Here is a 15,755-nt window from a genome sequence, read left to right on the forward strand (position 1 = left end):
TCATCCTGAGCCAGGATCAAACTCTCCAATAAAGTTAGTTTGTCTAGCATCTAAAATAAAAATTGACGTTTCACGTTGTTTGTTTCGTTCAGTTTTCAAAGAACTACTTGGCCGCTCATTTGCGACTTCCTTATGTTAACATTTTCATCTTTCAATGTCAACTAAGTTTTTCATTTCGTTTGTCGCTTACGACGTTATTGTCATCGGCGACTTGTTCTATATTACACCTCTAAGCTCTAATCGTCAATATATTTTTATAAAAAATATAAAAAGGCTTATTTCTTTTAAAATAAGCCTTTTTATCACATATCATTCTATTCATTTATTATTTTTCTATAATTGGTAACGAGACGATAAATTGAATAGTGCCATCCCTATATTCCGCTCGAATACTACCACCTTGTAACTCAACAATACTTTTCGCAATCGCTAAACCGAGTCCCGACCCTTCCGTTACTCTACTTCGAGATTGATCCTTCTTATAGAAACGTTCAAACAAATTCGCTAACTCTTCTCTTGTAAACTCTTCACTATGATTCGCAATTACAATTTGTATATCCCTACGCTGCCTTTGAAGAGAAACTTTTATCTCTCCATCATCTTTACTATACTTAATTGCATTCATTAGTAAATTATCAAATACACGAACCATCTTTTCCGAATCAATCGATGCATAAGCACGTTCCTCAGGAAACTTCTTAACAAAAGTAAGTCCATGCTCTTCCGCTTGCGGTACTAACTCTTCTATTAATTGCTCAAGCAACTCATTTACACATACTTCTTGTTTTTCTAATACAACTTGTTCATTTGTTAACTTCGTATACTCAAATAAATCTTCTATTAAATTTTTTAACTGCTCCGACTTTGCAAAAGCAATTCTCGTATACTCATCGTGTTGTTCTTTATTTTCATATTTAGAATCTCGAAGTAATCGTAAGTAACCCATAATAGAAGTAAGTGGTGTACGCAAATCATGCGATACATTTGTGATAAGCTCATTCTTTTGCTTTTCTAATTTACGTTCCTTTTCTATATTATTCATAAGCTCTTCTGCCATATTATTAATATTCTCCGTTAAAGCTGCAATCTCATCTTCACCTTTTTTCTCAATGCGGTAGGCTAAGTTACCTCTTTCTATTTCCTTTACGCCTTGTGCCATTGCTTCAATCTGCTTCATCTTTCTCTTTGTTATATAGAAGAAAGAGAAAATGAATACAAGTACACCAATTAAAAACGGGAATGGTCCTTCTTGCGTATCATATATTACCTCTCCCTCTGGAATTCCACTAACAAACATGTACAAATTCTTTCCTTCAATAGTAATAGGTGAAAAAGATATAAACTCTTTTCTTGTACTTTCAAATACATTTCTACCATCTGTATAATTAATCGCGAATGATGCTGCATTACGAATCGTATTATGCAAATCGATTTGCTCTTCTTGCGCTTGCTTTGTTTTATATAAAACTTTACCACTTTCATCAGTAACCAATATCTTCAAAGCTCTAGACCCTTGCTCTAAATTTTGGTTCTCCATTTCGATCATATTTGATATAGCTTCTAATTTATTTTCATGAACCGAACTATTTGCCGCTCCTTGAGCTTGGTGATTAATTTGTTCCATACCAGCCCGATAATCGATAGTTGCTTGACGATTCGCATTCTCAAAAAACGGTGCTGCTGCCTTTGCTGACAAAACTCCTAATAACGCACAAGCAGCAAAAGTAGTAATCAATTGAATCCTTATACTCTTTCGTACGCTCTTTACTAATTTCTCAATTAATTGTCTTATTTTCCTTATATAAGTAAACGGATTAAATATCTTTTTCAATCTTATACCCCACTCCCCATACTGTTTTTATATATCTAGGTTTCCTTGGATTCTCCTCAATCTTCTCACGCACTTTTCGAATATGCACCATTACAGTATTATCAGACTGGAAAGATCGTTCGTTCCACACCTTTTCATAAATTTGCTCCGCACTAAACACCATACCTGGATTTCTAGCTAGCAATTCTAAAATTGAAAATTCCCTCGGAGTTAGTTTCACTTCTTCTCCCTCTACAATAACTTTATGGGTCGAGATGTTGATTTTCATCTCCCCAATTTCTAACTCGTCCTCATTTTGAATAGCGAAACCATTCATTTTCATATAACGGCGTAACTGAGATTTAATTCGTGCAATTAGCTCTAACGGATTAAACGGCTTCGTTACATAATCATCTGCCCCTGTTGTTAATCCTAAAATCTTATCCATATCTTGCGTTTTGGCAGAAAGCATAATAATAGGCATTTCTTTCGCTTCCCTTACCTTCATACACATATGAATACCATCCACTTTCGGCATCATAATATCTAATACGACTAGATGTACTTCATTTTCTTCCAATAGACGTAATCCTTCTTCTCCGTCTCCTGCTTGTAATACTTTATATCCTTCATTCTTTAAATAGATTGTAATTAAATTCCGAATTTCTTTTTCATCATCTACGACAAGTATTGTTTCGTGTGCCACAATATCTCCCCCATCACTTTTTTAATCCCTAACTTCTATTATAGGAAAACTTCTGAAGAAAAACGCTCGGAAATCCTTAAGATTTTCTGAAGACGCAAAAAAGGTCTAGACTCCCCTTAAGTCTAGACCTTTAAAAAACCCCTTTTATTTACGAACGTAGATGAAATATAGTACGAATAAAACTCCCATAACATACATAATCGGATGAACCTCTTTACGACGACCACTCACAACCATTGTAATTGGATAGAAGATAAATCCAATCGCAATCCCAGTTGCGATACTATACGTAAGTGGCATAGAGATAATTGTAAAGAATGCTGGCACTGCAATCTCGAATTTCTTCCAATCAATTTCCCCTAAGGAAGAAACCATCAAGATTCCTACAATAATTAAAGCCGGCGCCGTTACAGCTGGCGTTACAACACTTAGTAATGGCGAGAAGAATAGTGCCAGTAAAAAGAATCCTGCTGTTACAACTGCTGTAAATCCAGAACGTCCTCCTGCTGCTACCCCTGCAGACGATTCAATGTAAGACGTTGTTGTTGATGTACCAAGAATCGCACCAATTACAGTTGCAATCGCATCTGCAAATAACGCTTTTCCGGCACGTGGTAATTTATTGTTCTTCATTAATCCTGCTTGATTCGCAACCGCTACAAGCGTACCTGCTGTATCAAAGAAATCGATAAAGAAGAACGTTATAATAACAATCCCCATTTGAACTGTGAAAATATCTCCGAAGTGCGTTAACGCCACGCCGAACGTTGGTTCTAGACTCGGTATTGCTCCCACCACAGCTTTCGGAGTATCAATTAATCCTGTTGCTACTCCTAAGATCGCTGTAAGAATCATACCGTAAAATACTGCACCATTAATTTTCTTAATCATGAAGATGATCGTAGTAACAACCCCGAAGATTGCTAGTAACGTTGTACCCTTTGTTAAGTCCCCCAACCCAACAAGAACTGCATCATTTTTCACGATAATTCCGGCATTTTGGAATCCAAGAAATGCAATGAACAATCCGATACCTGCTGCTACTGCAAACTTTAACTCCGATGGAATTGCATTGATGATTTTTTCACGAATACCTGAAGCAGTAAGAATAATAAAGATAATACCTGACATTAATGTTCCGGCAATTGCTGTTTGCCATGGAATCCCCATCGTTAACACTGCTGTATAAGCAAAGAACGCGTTAATTCCCATACCTGGCGCTAAAGCAATTGGATACTTCGCGAAAATACCCATAATTAACGAACCGATCGCTGCCGCTAATGCCGTAGCAACGAATACTGCACCTGGATCCATCCCTGTACCTGCTGGTAACCCTTTAACATTTCCAAGCGACAGCGTAGCAGGATTGACAAATAGTACATAAGCCATAGATAGAAATGTCGTTAACCCTGCTATGAACTCAGTCTTATAATTCGTACCGAGCTCATCAAACTGAAAATAGCGTTTCATCCTACGTTTCCCCCGTTATATGATTACTCGCCGCATTTCTCCTAGCCCTCTTTTATCCCGAGAAACAAAAAAGGCTTCCATTGCATATATACATGGAAGCGTTCTATGAATAAAGATAAGATTCCCCTCACCTTTATAAAAACGCCTCGTAGTCAAGCCATTTACGGTAGCTAGGTAGAAACTTTCGGGCCATATCCCCGATATTATACGACGGCTATAATATTCACTTTTTGTTTGAATTACATAATCATATTAACTCGACGAAGTAGTTTTGTCAATTTAAAAAACGAACGTTTTTATAAACTTTTATAGTTTTGTTCGTATTAACACCAAAATAAAAAAGATCCACCTATGCATAAGCAATAGATGGACCTTTTTATAAATACTATTCCCACTCAATAGTTGCTGGTGGCTTACTCGTTACATCATACACGATACGGTTAACGTGTTTTACTTCGTTTACGATACGTACAGAGATTTTCTCTAATACGTCCCAAGGGATACGTGCCCAGTCAGCTGTCATACCGTCGATAGATGTTACTGCACGGATACCTACTGTGTAATCGTAAGTACGCTCGTCACCCATAACACCTACGCTACGCATGCCAGGAAGTGCAGTGAAGTATTGCCAAATTTCACGGTCTAAGCCCGCTTTAATAATTTCTTCACGTAAAATCGCATCAGATTCACGAACGATTTCTAATTTCTCTTCTGTGATTTCACCTAATACACGAATACCAAGACCCGGTCCTGGGAATGGTTGACGCCATACGATTTCATCAGGAATTCCTAGTTCAGATCCTAATACACGTACTTCATCTTTAAATAACGTGTTTAACGGCTCAATTAATTTGAACTGCATGTCTTCTGGAAGACCACCAACGTTATGGTGAGATTTAATTGTTTGTGCAGTTGCTGTACCACTCTCAACGATATCTGTGTAAAGTGTACCTTGCGCTAAGAAGTCCATACCTTGTAATTTTGACGCTTCATCATCAAATACGTAAATGAATTCGTTACCGATGATTTTGCGTTTTTGTTCTGGATCTTCTACACCTTTTAACTTGTCCATGAAGCGGTCTCTTGCATCCACTTTAATAACGTTCATATGGAAGCCTTCGCTAAATGTTTTCATAACGCCTTCTGCTTCACCTTTACGAAGTAAACCGTGGTCAACGAAAATACATGTTAATTGATCACCAATTGCTTTATGAATTAATACTGCTACAACAGAAGAGTCTACACCGCCACTAAGTGCGCATAGTACTTTTTTGTCTCCAACAGTTTCACGAATCTTTTCTAATTCTACTTCGATAAAGTTCTCCATGTTCCATCCTTCAGAACAACCACATACGCCGAATACGAAGTTTTTAATTAAATCGTTACCGTGCTCAGAGTGACGTACTTCTGGGTGGAATTGTACACCGTATAAGTTTTTCGCTTCATTGCTCATACCAGCAATTGGGCAAGACTCACTTGTTGCGTCTACTACGAATCCTTCAGGTAAACCAGTTACTAAGTCACCATGACTCATCCATACAACTTGCTCTTCTGGAAGGTTCGCATATAGTTTTGATTCGTTCTCTACTTTAAGAACAGCTTTTCCGTACTCGCGGTGATTTGCACGCTCTACTTTACCACCGAAGTGTTGCGTCATAAGCTGCATACCGTAACAAATACCGAAGATTGGTAAACCTAGTTCAAAGATTTTTTCATCACAATGTAATGCACCTTCACCGTATACACTATTTGGTCCACCAGAGAAAATAATCCCTTTTGGATTCATTGCTTTAATTTCTTCTGCAGTAATTGTATGTGGATGAAGTTCACTGTATACACCGAACTCACGAATTCGACGTGCTATTAACTGATTGTATTGACTTCCAAAATCTAAAACGATAATTGTATCGTGTTGTTTCTTCAAAATAATCACCCCAACGTTAGTTCTCGTATATAAATATTTTCACCAATTTGGCGAAAAGCATTACCAATATAATAAAAAAAGCCAGTCCTCCGCCTCTAGTCTCATAACAAAGAAAAGGCAGGGGTCTGGCTTTATAAAGAAAGATAGTCTCCGCTCTTTATAAATATAAGACACACTGCCTTCATAGTCAGGTTGTTTACGGTAACCCGGTAGAGACTCTCAAACCATATCATTGAGGATATATGAAGGATCGTTTTATATTATCTTCCTAGATTCTAACAATGAAGTATCAATATGGTCAAGAGAGAAAGCGACAAAATTCTACAGAAATTCATTTCCTTTTCTAAAAAACATAAAAAAACATCCATTTCTATATAGAAATGGATGTTTTTTAGGACAAACGGAATTACATCATTCCGCCCATACCGCCCATGCCCATGCCGCCCATGTCAGGCATTGCTGGTGCATTTGGTTCTGGCTTGTCAGCTACTACAGCTTCAGTTGTTAAGAACATAGCTGCAACAGATGCTGCGTTTTGAAGTGCAGAACGAGTTACTTTAGCTGGATCTACGATACCAGACTCAAGCATGTTAACCCATTCGCCAGTAGCTGCGTTGAAACCAACGCCTACTTTTTCGCCTTTTAGACGCTCTACAACTACAGATCCTTCTAGACCAGCGTTGATTGCGATTTGACGAACTGGCTCTTCTAGTGCGCGAAGTACGATGTTGATACCTGTTGCTTCGTCGCCTTCAGCTACGATAGAAGCTACTTTTGTGTATACGTTCATAAGTGAAGTACCACCACCTGCAACGATACCTTCTTCTACTGCTGCACGAGTTGAGTTAAGTGCATCTTCAATGCGAAGTTTGCGCTCTTTTAACTCAGTTTCAGTTGCTGCACCTACTTTAATTACTGCTACGCCACCTGCTAGTTTAGCAAGACGCTCTTGTAATTTTTCACGATCGAATTCAGAAGTTGTTTCTTCTAATTGCGCACGGATTTGACCGATGCGAGCTTCGATTTGTTCTGTGCTTCCTACACCTTCAACTACAGTTGTGTTTTCTTTTGTAACAACAACTTTACCAGCGCGTCCTAAAGATTCAACTGTAGCAGATTTTAAGTCACGACCTAATTCTTCAGTGATTACTTCGCCACCTGTTAAGATTGCGATATCTTCTAGCATTGCTTTACGACGGTCACCAAATCCAGGAGCTTTAACAGCTACTACGTTGAATGTACCACGAAGTTTGTTCACTACTAATGTAGCTAAAGCTTCGCCTTCTACATCTTCAGCAATGATAAGAAGTGGTTTACCTTGTTGTACCACTTGCTCTAATACTGGTAAGATTTCTTGAATGTTAGAAATCTTTTTGTCAGTAATTAAGATGTATGGGTTATCAAGAACTGCTTCCATTTTGTCAGAATCAGTAATCATGTAAGGAGATGCATATCCACGATCAAATTGCATACCTTCTACTACGTCTAATTCTGTTGTGAATCCTTTAGACTCTTCTAAAGTAATAACGCCGTCGTTACCAACGCGCTCCATTGCTTCAGCGATTAATTGACCTACTTCTTCGTCAGCTGCAGAAATAGCAGCTACTTGTGCGATAGAAGATTTGCCTTCGATTGGTTTAGAAATCGTTTTTAATTCTTCAATTGCAGCAGTAACAGCTTTTTCGATACCTTTACGAAGCCCCATTGGGTTCGCACCAGCTGTTACGTTTTTAAGACCTTCACGAATCATAGCTTGCGCTAATACAGTTGCAGTTGTTGTTCCGTCACCAGCTACGTCATTTGTTTTGCTAGCAACTTCTGCTACTAATTTCGCACCCATGTTTTCGAATGCATCTTCTAATTCGATTTCTTTTGCGATTGTTACACCATCATTTGTAATAAGTGGTGAACCAAATTTTTTCTCAAGTACAACGTTACGACCTTTTGGTCCAAGCGTAACTTTTACTGCGTTTGCAAGAGTGTCGACACCGCGAAGCATCGAACGACGTGCTTCTTCACTAAATTTAATATCTTTTGCCATAATAATTGACCCCCTTGGATTTTTTAAGATTTATATAATTAACCGATAACTGCTAAAATGTCACTTTCACGTAAAATCAAGTAGTCTGTACCTTCATATTTCACTTCAGTACCTGCATATTTTGAGAAGATGATAAGATCACCTGCTGCTACCTCTAAAGCAACACGCTCACCATTCTCAAGCACTCGACCAGTACCTACTGCAACAACTTTACCCTCTTGTGGTTTTTCTTTTGCAGTATCTGGTAATACAATACCACTTGCTGTTTTTTCTTCTGCTTGAACAAGCTCAATTACAACGCGATCACCTAATGGCTTTAGCATGAACAATAACCTCCTCATTTTGTTATGTAAATTTCTTTTATTAGCACTCAAGTCATCCGAGTGCTAACACACTTATAATAATAAATAATCTCAATTTCTTTTGCAAGTAAAAAAATCATAATTTTTTCGCAAATCACTATATAAACTTTCTATATACAATACTGCCTTTACTATATGAATCGTTGTTTCCACTGCTCGTATGTTACAATATGAAAGGACACCCTAAGTTGTTTTCGCTACACATACAACTTTCTCCTGTCTTCTATTATAATTTCAAATAAGGATTTACGAAAAAAACATAATTCAAGAGGTTTATATCGTAGGTAGCATATTTACATGTTATCCTAACTTATCTCATACACTATAGTTAGAAAGGATGGTTAAACCATTTGAAGAAACAATACTGGTGGATTATCGTTACATACATTTTAATGCAGTTATCTGGCGTTGTTGGATTACCACTTCTCCTAAAAACAGGACTCTATGATAATAGAGGATTTACCATTGAGGAAAAAGGACAAATCATAACAGGACACTGGGCAATTATTAGCTTCTTTGTTGCATTATGTATCGTACTTTGGTTACTTAGAACAGATATTCGTGACAGGCATTTAGATGCAATGCGCTCTTCTGTTCCAGCTACTATTGGATGGATTTTTATCGGGTTCTTCTTAGCTTTCTTTTCACAAATAGTTGCCGGTATGATCGAGATGCAGCTGCTAGGAATTAAACAAGGTTCAGAAAATACAATGAAACTTATGGAAATTGCAAGAACGACACCTTGGTTCCTTATTGTTGTTTCTATAATTGGACCTATCTTAGAAGAAATCGTATTTAGAAAAATTCTATTCGGCACGCTTTATAAGAAGTTTAACTTCTTTATCGCAGCTATCATTAGTTCGCTTGTATTCGCAGCAATTCATTTTGATTTTACTCACTTATTGGTATACACTGCTATGGGGCTCGTATTCGCCTTCTTATATGTGAAGACGAAACGTATTATCGTTCCGATTGCAGCTCATGTTGCGATGAATACATTAGTCGCTATTGGGCAAATTTTTATGAGCAATGAACAAATTCAAGAAATGATTAAAGAAGCTGAAAAAATGCAAGGCTTTATCGGAGGATTTTTTGTATGAGAAACTCACCATTGTTCATGGCTGCACTATACTTCCTTCTTGGATGTATCTTTACACGCTTCGCCATTACGAACGTGACAGATACAATCTGGAATATGTGGACAATACTATTTGCAGTTATGGCAACAATTGATTTTAATTTGGCACTTCGCCTTATATTAGTTAAATTCACAAAGAAGAAACAATAATAAAACGCAGAGGTCGCTTCCTCTGCGTTTTATTGTGGATAGTTTTTCAAAAAGTAAACTAATGTTTGTAACTCTACAGCTAAGTCAATATGATGAATTCTAATATTCTCTGATACGTTTAATCGCGCTGGTGTGAAATTCAAAATACCGTGCACGCTTGTTTCAGCTAATCTATCTGCTACAGCTTGTGCTACTGTAGCCGGTACTGTTAATATTGCCACTTGTATATCATTTGATAATCTCTCTTCTAATTCATCTAAATGATATACAGGAATGCCCCCGATTTCTGTTCCAACTTTCTCTTCACTAACATCAAATGCCATTTCAATTTTTGTATTATTGTTTTTCGTGAAATTATAATGTAAGAAAGCGGTCCCTAAATTACCTACTCCAATAAGTGCTACACGTGTTATATCATCTTGATCAAGTGTTTCGCGGAAAAATGATAATAAATAATTTACGTTATATCCATATCCCTTTTTCCCTAACGCTCCAAAATACGAAAAATCTCTTCGTATTGTTGCGGAATCTACTTTTACTGCCTCACTCAATTCGGCCGATGAAACACGCTGCTTACCAGAAAGAGATAAGTTTTGGATAAATCGATAGTATAGAGGCAATCTTTTAGCAGTGGCTTGTGGAATCTTTTGCTGATCCATATGACCTCTCCTCTCTTCCTATCTTTATTCATATACTTTAATCAAATACAGAAGTTTAGCACTCATTAAATTCCTTGTATAATAAAGAGAAGAAGTATTCTCTCTTTATTTTAAACTATACACTATTTTTAGTATGATTGAGAAATATAAACATGGCAAAGTTAAGAAATTATTTGAGGTGAAAACATTGATTTTATTACAAGTAAACGCGCTTTCGAAATTATACGGTGCAGAAACGATTCTTGCAAACATAAAATTGGAAGTACAAACAAAAGATCGTATCGCATTAGTTGGAAGGAATGGAGCAGGAAAATCTACATTATTAAAAATTATCGCTGGTGAATTATCTCATGATGGTGGCGAAATTATAAAACCGAAAGATGTCTCAATCGGATATTTAGCTCAAAATACTGGACTAGAAACGTCTTTAACAATTTGGGATGAAATGCTAACCGTCTTTACCCACTTACAGCAAATGGAGACAAAACTTCGAAGGCTTGAGCAAGAAATGGGAAAAGAAGAAAACTTTTCAAACGAAGCTACATATGAAAGATTGTTAGCTGATTATGACCAACTACAACTCAATTATAAAGATCAAGGTGGATATCAATATGAAGCGGATATTCGCTCCATTTTAAGCGGCCTTGGCTTCCCAGTTGAAACGCACCAGACGACGATCTCTACTTTAAGCGGCGGGCAAAAAACAAGATTAGCTCTCGGGAAATTATTATTAACAAAACCAGACTTACTTATTTTGGACGAGCCTACAAACCATTTAGACATCGAAACATTAACATGGCTTGAGCAATATTTGCAAGGTTATCCTGGCGCAATATTAATCGTCTCACATGACCGTTATTTCTTAGACAAACTCGTTACACAAGTATATGAAATTTCGAATAAAGAAAGCAGACGATTTGTTGGTAACTACAGTAAATATTTAGACTTAAAATCAGCATTATATGAGCAAGAAATGAAACGTTACGAAAAACAACAAGATGAAATCGCAAAACTTGAGGACTTCGTTCAAAAGAATATAGCTCGCGCTTCTACAACCAAACGTGCTCAAAGTCGCCGTAAACAACTAGACAGAATGGAATTATTAACGAGACCATTAGGGGATTCTAAGTCAGCATCATTCCACTTCGATATTGAAAAACAAAGTGGAAATGATGTTTTACAAGTAAATGATGCAACCATCGGCTATGATGAAAACCCTATAATTGAACATGTAACTATGCGCTTAACTCGCGGAGATAGTGTTGCTTTAGTTGGTCCAAACGGAATTGGGAAATCCACATTGTTAAAATCCATTGTGAATAAGTTACCACTATTAAATGGTGATGTTTCTTTCGGATCAAATGTATCTGTTGGTTATTATGATCAAGAACAAGCAAACTTAACATCTTCTAAACGGGTTTTAAATGAACTATGGGATGAATATCCACTGCAACCGGAAAAAGAAATCCGTACTATACTTGGGAATTTTTTATTCACAGGAGATGATGTACTGAAACCAGTATCTTCCCTTAGTGGTGGACAAAAAGCTCGATTAGCTCTTGCAAAACTTATGATGCAAAAGTCAAATTTGTTAATTCTAGATGAGCCTACGAACCACCTTGATTTAAATAGTAAAGAGATTTTGGAGAATGCTTTAATTGATTACCCTGGGACTCTTCTATTCGTCTCACATGACCGCTACTTTATTAACCGTGTAACAACGACTGTGGTTGAGTTATCAACAGAAGGTGCACAGGAATATTTAGGGGATTACGATTACTACGTTGAAAAGAAAAATGAAATGATTGAACGTGCAGAACTTGAACAGCAAGAAAGTGACGTTCCTGTTCAAAAGGTGATTGCACAAGAGAAATTAAATTATTTAGAAGAAAAAGAGCGTAAAAAACTAGAGCGTCAACGCACTAGAAAAATTGAAGAGCTAGAACAAAGTATAGTGGAATTAGAAGAAGAAATTGCTACGTTAGAAGATCAACTTTGCTTACCAGAAATATATGCAGATTATGAAAAAGCTAGTGAAATTACAACTAAAAAGCAAACGCTACAAGAACAACTTGAAACTTGTATGGCAGAATGGGAAGAGCTGCATGTATAAGCATATTTAAATAAGGAAGATGTCTCATAAGTCAGGATTTTTGACTATGTGACATCTTTTTTTAGTACTTAAACAATTTTTTGAATATATCTATCGTAACTTAGAATATACTAACGATTTTTTAAATATATCTATTGTAACCCTATATATATTAACAATTCGACACGAAATATCGTTTTAACGACAAAGATTGACAATATTAGCATCTTCTATAATGGGGAGATGTTTCAAAATGTTTTTCGGGGATATCTTCTTGCTTTTTATTTCCCGAAAAAGAACAAATTCAAAGGTCTGACATCAACCTATTTACCCACAAGTTTATACACATATCCACCTTTATAAAATAAACATCAAAATAGCTTTTCCACATTATCCACAGTCAATAAAAAAGTTATCAACATTTTATATACACAATAAAACCCACATTATCAACAGATAATATGGGTTTTATCCACAGCCTGTGGTTAATTATGTGTATAACTATGCTTCAATATCTAATCCTGGATTTGCATTTAAGGCTAATGTTGCACGCTTACCTTGTTCATAAGCAATTGTCCCTGCCGCTGCAATCATCGCTGCATTATCTGTGCATAAAGATAGCGGCGGAATAATTAATTCAATGTTTTCTTTTTGTGCAAATTCCTCTTCTAATCGCGCACGAAGTCCTTTATTAGCAGCTACTCCACCAGCAAGAAGTAATTGCTTTACATTATAAGCTTCTGCTGCACGAGCTGCTTTCGTTACAAGTACATCTATTACACTTTCTTGGAAACTTGCCGCTAAATCTTCTGGTGCAATTTCTATACCGCGCTGTTTTGCGTTATGCACAGTGTTGATAACTGCTGATTTCAATCCACTAAAGCTAAAATCATACGAATCCGGTTCTAGCCATGCACGAGGCAAATCAATTGTCGGTTCTCCTTCATGTGCAAGGCGATCAATATGAGGACCACCTGGATATGGCATAGATAACGTACGAGCTACTTTATCATATGCTTCTCCAGCTGCATCGTCTCGTGTTTCACCAATTACTTCGAATGAACCATGTTCTTTCATATAAACAAGTTCTGTATGCCCACCAGATACAACAAGTGATAATAACGGGAATTGAACTTCTTTTACTAAACGGTTCGCATAAATATGACCAGCAATATGATGAACACCGACTAACGGAATATCATGTGCAAACGCTACTGCCTTCGCTGCATTTACTCCAATTAGAAGTGCTCCTACTAAACCAGGACCTTCTGTTACAGCAATTGCATCAATATCATCAAATGTGATATTTGCTTCCTTTAAAGCTTCTTCTAACACAACTGTAATTTCTTCTACATGATGACGGGATGCAATCTCTGGTACAACGCCGCCAAAACGTTTATGACTTTCAATTTGTGATGCAACGACATTCGCAATAATTTCCGTTCCATTTTTAACAACTGCTACTGCTGTTTCATCACAACTTGTTTCAATACCAAGTATAATCGTATTTTTTTCCATTATATATTCACCCACATTACGAGACCATCTTCCTGATTGTCTGCATAGTATCGTTTACGAATCCCACCATTTTGAAATCCGTATTTTCTGTATAACTGCTTTGCTACTTCATTTGATACACGTACTTCAAGTGTCATTGTTTTTACCCCTAGTTCTTTCGCTTCAGAAATAACTGCTTTCAATAGGGCATCTCCTAACTTTTGACCTCGGTATTCTGGCAAAATAGCTATATTTGTTATATGTGATTCATCAATAATTATCCACAATCCACAATACCCGACTACACGACCATCTTTTTCTAACACAATATAATGTGCATGTTCATTCATCGTTAATTCACGGTGAAAGGCATCTGCAGTCCAAGGAGTTGAAAAAGACGCTTCTTCAATAGCTACAATTTGAGCAATATCATCAAGCTCCATCTTTCTAAATATCATATCCATCTTCTGCAAGCTCCTACTTGTTTTGACTTTCTAACCACTTTGTTTCAGCTTCAGCTAAACGAAGATAGCTTGGAACAAACGTATGCACATCTTGTTCTTCTTTTTGTAATCCTAAGAATGCTAGCTCACTTGGTCTTGGGTTATTTTTAGTAAATGGAGCGAATACAGCTTGATCACCTAAATGTTCTATAATTGTTTCTTTATGCAATTTAACATCGTTACCGATAAATAAAACAGGCTGTCCTTTATCTTTTAACATTTGCAACCAGTCTACAATAAGAATAATTCGGTCTTCTTCTATTGAAGTTAACTGCTCTCCTTCATATGTATATAACCCAGTATAAATTTGCCCACGTCTTCCATCAAATAAAGGACAAATTAACCCGTTAAAGTTAGCACCGTTTGCAGCTACTACCTCTAAACTTGATACACCTACAATTGGTATTTGAAGTGACCAAGCTAATGTTTTCGCCGCTGTCACGCCTATACGAACACCTGTATAGGATCCAGGTCCAGCAGCTACAACGATTTTAGTTAATTCCTTCGGTTTTACACCGCATTCTTTTAACAGTTTCTCTACAGCTGGCATAAGACGTACAGAATGGTTTTTTGTTAAATTTGTAATGATTTCCCCAATTACGTTTTCTTCCTCAATAAGGGATACACCCATTACGTAATTTGAAGTATCAATTGCTAGTACTTTCATCTTGTAATAGCTCCTCACATAATCTAATATAGCGATCTCCAATTGGCTCGAGTATAATTTTTCTTGTGTCATCTCCAGCATGGAATAAACTAATTTGTAACTTTTCATTCGGTAAATATGCTTCTATTAAATGAGCCCATTCTACTACCGTAATTCCTTCACCGTAGAAATATTCATCAAAGCCTAAGTCCTCTTCACTTTCTGCTAAGCGATACACGTCCATATGATATAGCGGTAATCTTCCTTTATATTCTTTAATGATATTAAAGGTAGGACTATTTACAACTCTTTTCACTCCAAGACCTTTTGCTAGTCCCTTTGTAAAAGTCGTCTTACCAGCTCCAAGATCTCCTTCTAAAATAATTACGTCTTGTGCCTCTACGAGCTCACCTAGTTTTTCTGATAACCTTTGTGTTTCCTCAGAAGATTTTGTTGTTACTTCATATTTACTCACAGACTTCACCTACTTTACTCACAATGTTCTCTGCTCTTTATTATACAGGTTTTGAATATATAAAAAAGTCCTTAGGAGTTGTCCTAAGGATAGTTTGACTGTCTTTATTAGTTTTTTGTTAAAACAAATAAAAAAATACGAAACAACTTGTTTCGTTCTTTTCTTTATATGAAATGGCGGTCCCGACCGGGGTCGAACCGGCGATCTCCTGCGTGACAGGCAGGCATGTTAACCACTACACCACGGGACCATTTGGTTGCGGGGACAGGATTTGAACCTGCG

14 protein-coding genes, 1 tRNA gene and 2 riboswitches are annotated in these 15,755 nt (G+C 36.9%); of the genes, 3 read left to right on the forward strand and 12 right to left on the reverse strand.

Annotated features, from left to right (window positions below; translation table 11 throughout):
• Positions 1-325: 325 nt before the first annotated feature.
• The 6 genes from ampS to groES form a co-directional block, all read right to left on the reverse strand.
• Positions 326-1,831, reverse strand: coding sequence for an aminopeptidase AmpS (gene ampS / locus ACUN13_RS31305; protein ID WP_000719223.1), 1,506 nt, complete (start codon positions 1,829-1,831; stop codon positions 326-328).
• Complete coding sequence (locus tag ACUN13_RS31310; RefSeq protein WP_000929885.1) at positions 1,815-2,516, reverse strand: response regulator transcription factor; 702 nt, start codon at positions 2,514-2,516, stop codon at positions 1,815-1,817. The genes ampS and ACUN13_RS31310 overlap by 17 nt, the downstream gene beginning before the upstream one ends.
• Before the next feature lie 144 nt (positions 2,517-2,660).
• Positions 2,661-3,986, reverse strand: coding sequence for an NCS2 family permease (locus ACUN13_RS31315; RefSeq protein ID WP_000833082.1), 1,326 nt, complete (start codon positions 3,984-3,986; stop codon positions 2,661-2,663).
• Positions 3,987-4,115: 129 nt separating this feature from the next.
• Positions 4,116-4,218: riboswitch (purine riboswitch) on the reverse strand.
• Positions 4,219-4,371: 153 nt separating this feature from the next.
• Complete coding sequence (guaA, locus tag ACUN13_RS31320) at positions 4,372-5,910, reverse strand: glutamine-hydrolyzing GMP synthase (protein ID WP_000743909.1); 1,539 nt, start codon at positions 5,908-5,910, stop codon at positions 4,372-4,374.
• Between the two features lie 164 nt (positions 5,911-6,074).
• Positions 6,075-6,176, reverse strand: a riboswitch (purine riboswitch).
• A 140-nt stretch (positions 6,177-6,316) separates the two neighbouring features.
• Positions 6,317-7,951, reverse strand: a complete 1,635-nt coding sequence (gene groL / locus ACUN13_RS31325) for a chaperonin GroEL (protein WP_001029993.1) — start codon at positions 7,949-7,951, stop codon at positions 6,317-6,319.
• A gap of 38 nt (positions 7,952-7,989) precedes the next feature.
• Positions 7,990-8,274 (reverse strand): co-chaperone GroES, encoded by a 285-nt coding sequence (gene groES / locus ACUN13_RS31330; protein WP_000917311.1) that lies wholly within the window; start codon positions 8,272-8,274, stop codon positions 7,990-7,992.
• A 389-nt stretch (positions 8,275-8,663) separates the two neighbouring features.
• Between groES and ACUN13_RS31335 the strand changes: the two genes are divergently transcribed.
• Both ACUN13_RS31335 and ACUN13_RS31340 read left to right on the forward strand, forming a co-directional pair.
• On the forward strand, positions 8,664-9,413 hold the full coding sequence (locus ACUN13_RS31335) for a CPBP family intramembrane glutamic endopeptidase (RefSeq protein ID WP_016125317.1): 750 nt from the start codon (positions 8,664-8,666) through the stop codon (positions 9,411-9,413).
• The gene (locus ACUN13_RS31340; protein WP_001246201.1) at positions 9,410-9,601 is read left to right on the forward strand and encodes a YdiK family protein; all 192 of its coding nucleotides are present in this window, start codon (positions 9,410-9,412) and stop codon (positions 9,599-9,601) included. The genes ACUN13_RS31335 and ACUN13_RS31340 overlap by 4 nt, the downstream gene beginning before the upstream one ends.
• Before the next feature lie 29 nt (positions 9,602-9,630).
• On the opposite strand, the gene ACUN13_RS31345 is transcribed toward ACUN13_RS31340, so the two are convergent.
• Positions 9,631-10,260, reverse strand: coding sequence for a redox-sensing transcriptional repressor Rex (locus tag ACUN13_RS31345; protein WP_000372699.1), 630 nt, complete (start codon positions 10,258-10,260; stop codon positions 9,631-9,633).
• Between the two features lie 187 nt (positions 10,261-10,447).
• Between ACUN13_RS31345 and ACUN13_RS31350 the strand changes: the two genes are divergently transcribed.
• On the forward strand, positions 10,448-12,373 hold the full coding sequence (locus ACUN13_RS31350; RefSeq protein WP_218011576.1) for an ABC-F family ATP-binding cassette domain-containing protein: 1,926 nt from the start codon (positions 10,448-10,450) through the stop codon (positions 12,371-12,373).
• 480 nt (positions 12,374-12,853) lie between these two features.
• On the opposite strand, the gene tsaD is transcribed toward ACUN13_RS31350, so the two are convergent.
• From tsaD to ACUN13_RS31375, 5 genes are all read right to left on the reverse strand, one after another.
• Entirely contained in the window at positions 12,854-13,870 is a 1,017-nt protein-coding gene (tsaD, locus tag ACUN13_RS31355) for a tRNA (adenosine(37)-N6)-threonylcarbamoyltransferase complex transferase subunit TsaD (protein WP_000414585.1), read from the reverse strand.
• Positions 13,870-14,313 carry a ribosomal protein S18-alanine N-acetyltransferase gene (rimI, locus tag ACUN13_RS31360; protein WP_000367190.1) on the reverse strand — a complete coding sequence of 148 codons (444 nt, stop codon included), beginning with the start codon at positions 14,311-14,313 and terminating at the stop codon, positions 13,870-13,872. The genes tsaD and rimI overlap by 1 nt, the downstream gene beginning before the upstream one ends.
• Positions 14,314-14,326: 13 nt before the next feature.
• The gene (gene tsaB, locus ACUN13_RS31365; RefSeq protein ID WP_000865740.1) at positions 14,327-15,019 is read right to left on the reverse strand and encodes a tRNA (adenosine(37)-N6)-threonylcarbamoyltransferase complex dimerization subunit type 1 TsaB; all 693 of its coding nucleotides are present in this window, start codon (positions 15,017-15,019) and stop codon (positions 14,327-14,329) included.
• The gene (gene tsaE, locus ACUN13_RS31370) at positions 15,000-15,473 is read right to left on the reverse strand and encodes a tRNA (adenosine(37)-N6)-threonylcarbamoyltransferase complex ATPase subunit type 1 TsaE (RefSeq protein ID WP_000049642.1); all 474 of its coding nucleotides are present in this window, start codon (positions 15,471-15,473) and stop codon (positions 15,000-15,002) included. The genes tsaB and tsaE overlap by 20 nt, the downstream gene beginning before the upstream one ends.
• 174 nt (positions 15,474-15,647) lie before the next feature.
• A tRNA-Asp gene (locus ACUN13_RS31375) sits at positions 15,648-15,723 on the reverse strand.
• Positions 15,724-15,755 lie beyond the last annotated feature (32 nt).

This window comes from Bacillus cereus group sp. Bce041, assembly GCF_052646455.1.

Excerpts from the sequence above, each read along its gene's own strand:
- ACUN13_RS31340 (WP_001246201.1), top strand. The coding sequence starts at position 9,410 with ATGAGAAACTCACCATTGTTCATGGCTGCACTATACTTCCTTCTTGGA.
- tsaB (WP_000865740.1), bottom strand. The coding sequence starts at position 15,019 with ATGAAAGTACTAGCAATTGATACTTCAAATTACGTAATGGGTGTATCC.
- groL (WP_001029993.1), bottom strand. The coding sequence starts at position 7,951 with ATGGCAAAAGATATTAAATTTAGTGAAGAAGCACGTCGTTCGATGCTT.
- groES (WP_000917311.1), bottom strand. The coding sequence starts at position 8,274 with ATGCTAAAGCCATTAGGTGATCGCGTTGTAATTGAGCTTGTTCAAGCA.
- ACUN13_RS31345 (WP_000372699.1), bottom strand. The coding sequence starts at position 10,260 with ATGGATCAGCAAAAGATTCCACAAGCCACTGCTAAAAGATTGCCTCTA.
- tsaD (WP_000414585.1), bottom strand. The coding sequence starts at position 13,870 with ATGGAAAAAAATACGATTATACTTGGTATTGAAACAAGTTGTGATGAA.
- rimI (WP_000367190.1), bottom strand. The coding sequence starts at position 14,313 with ATGGATATGATATTTAGAAAGATGGAGCTTGATGATATTGCTCAAATT.
- ACUN13_RS31315 (WP_000833082.1), bottom strand. The coding sequence starts at position 3,986 with ATGAAACGCTATTTTCAGTTTGATGAGCTCGGTACGAATTATAAGACT.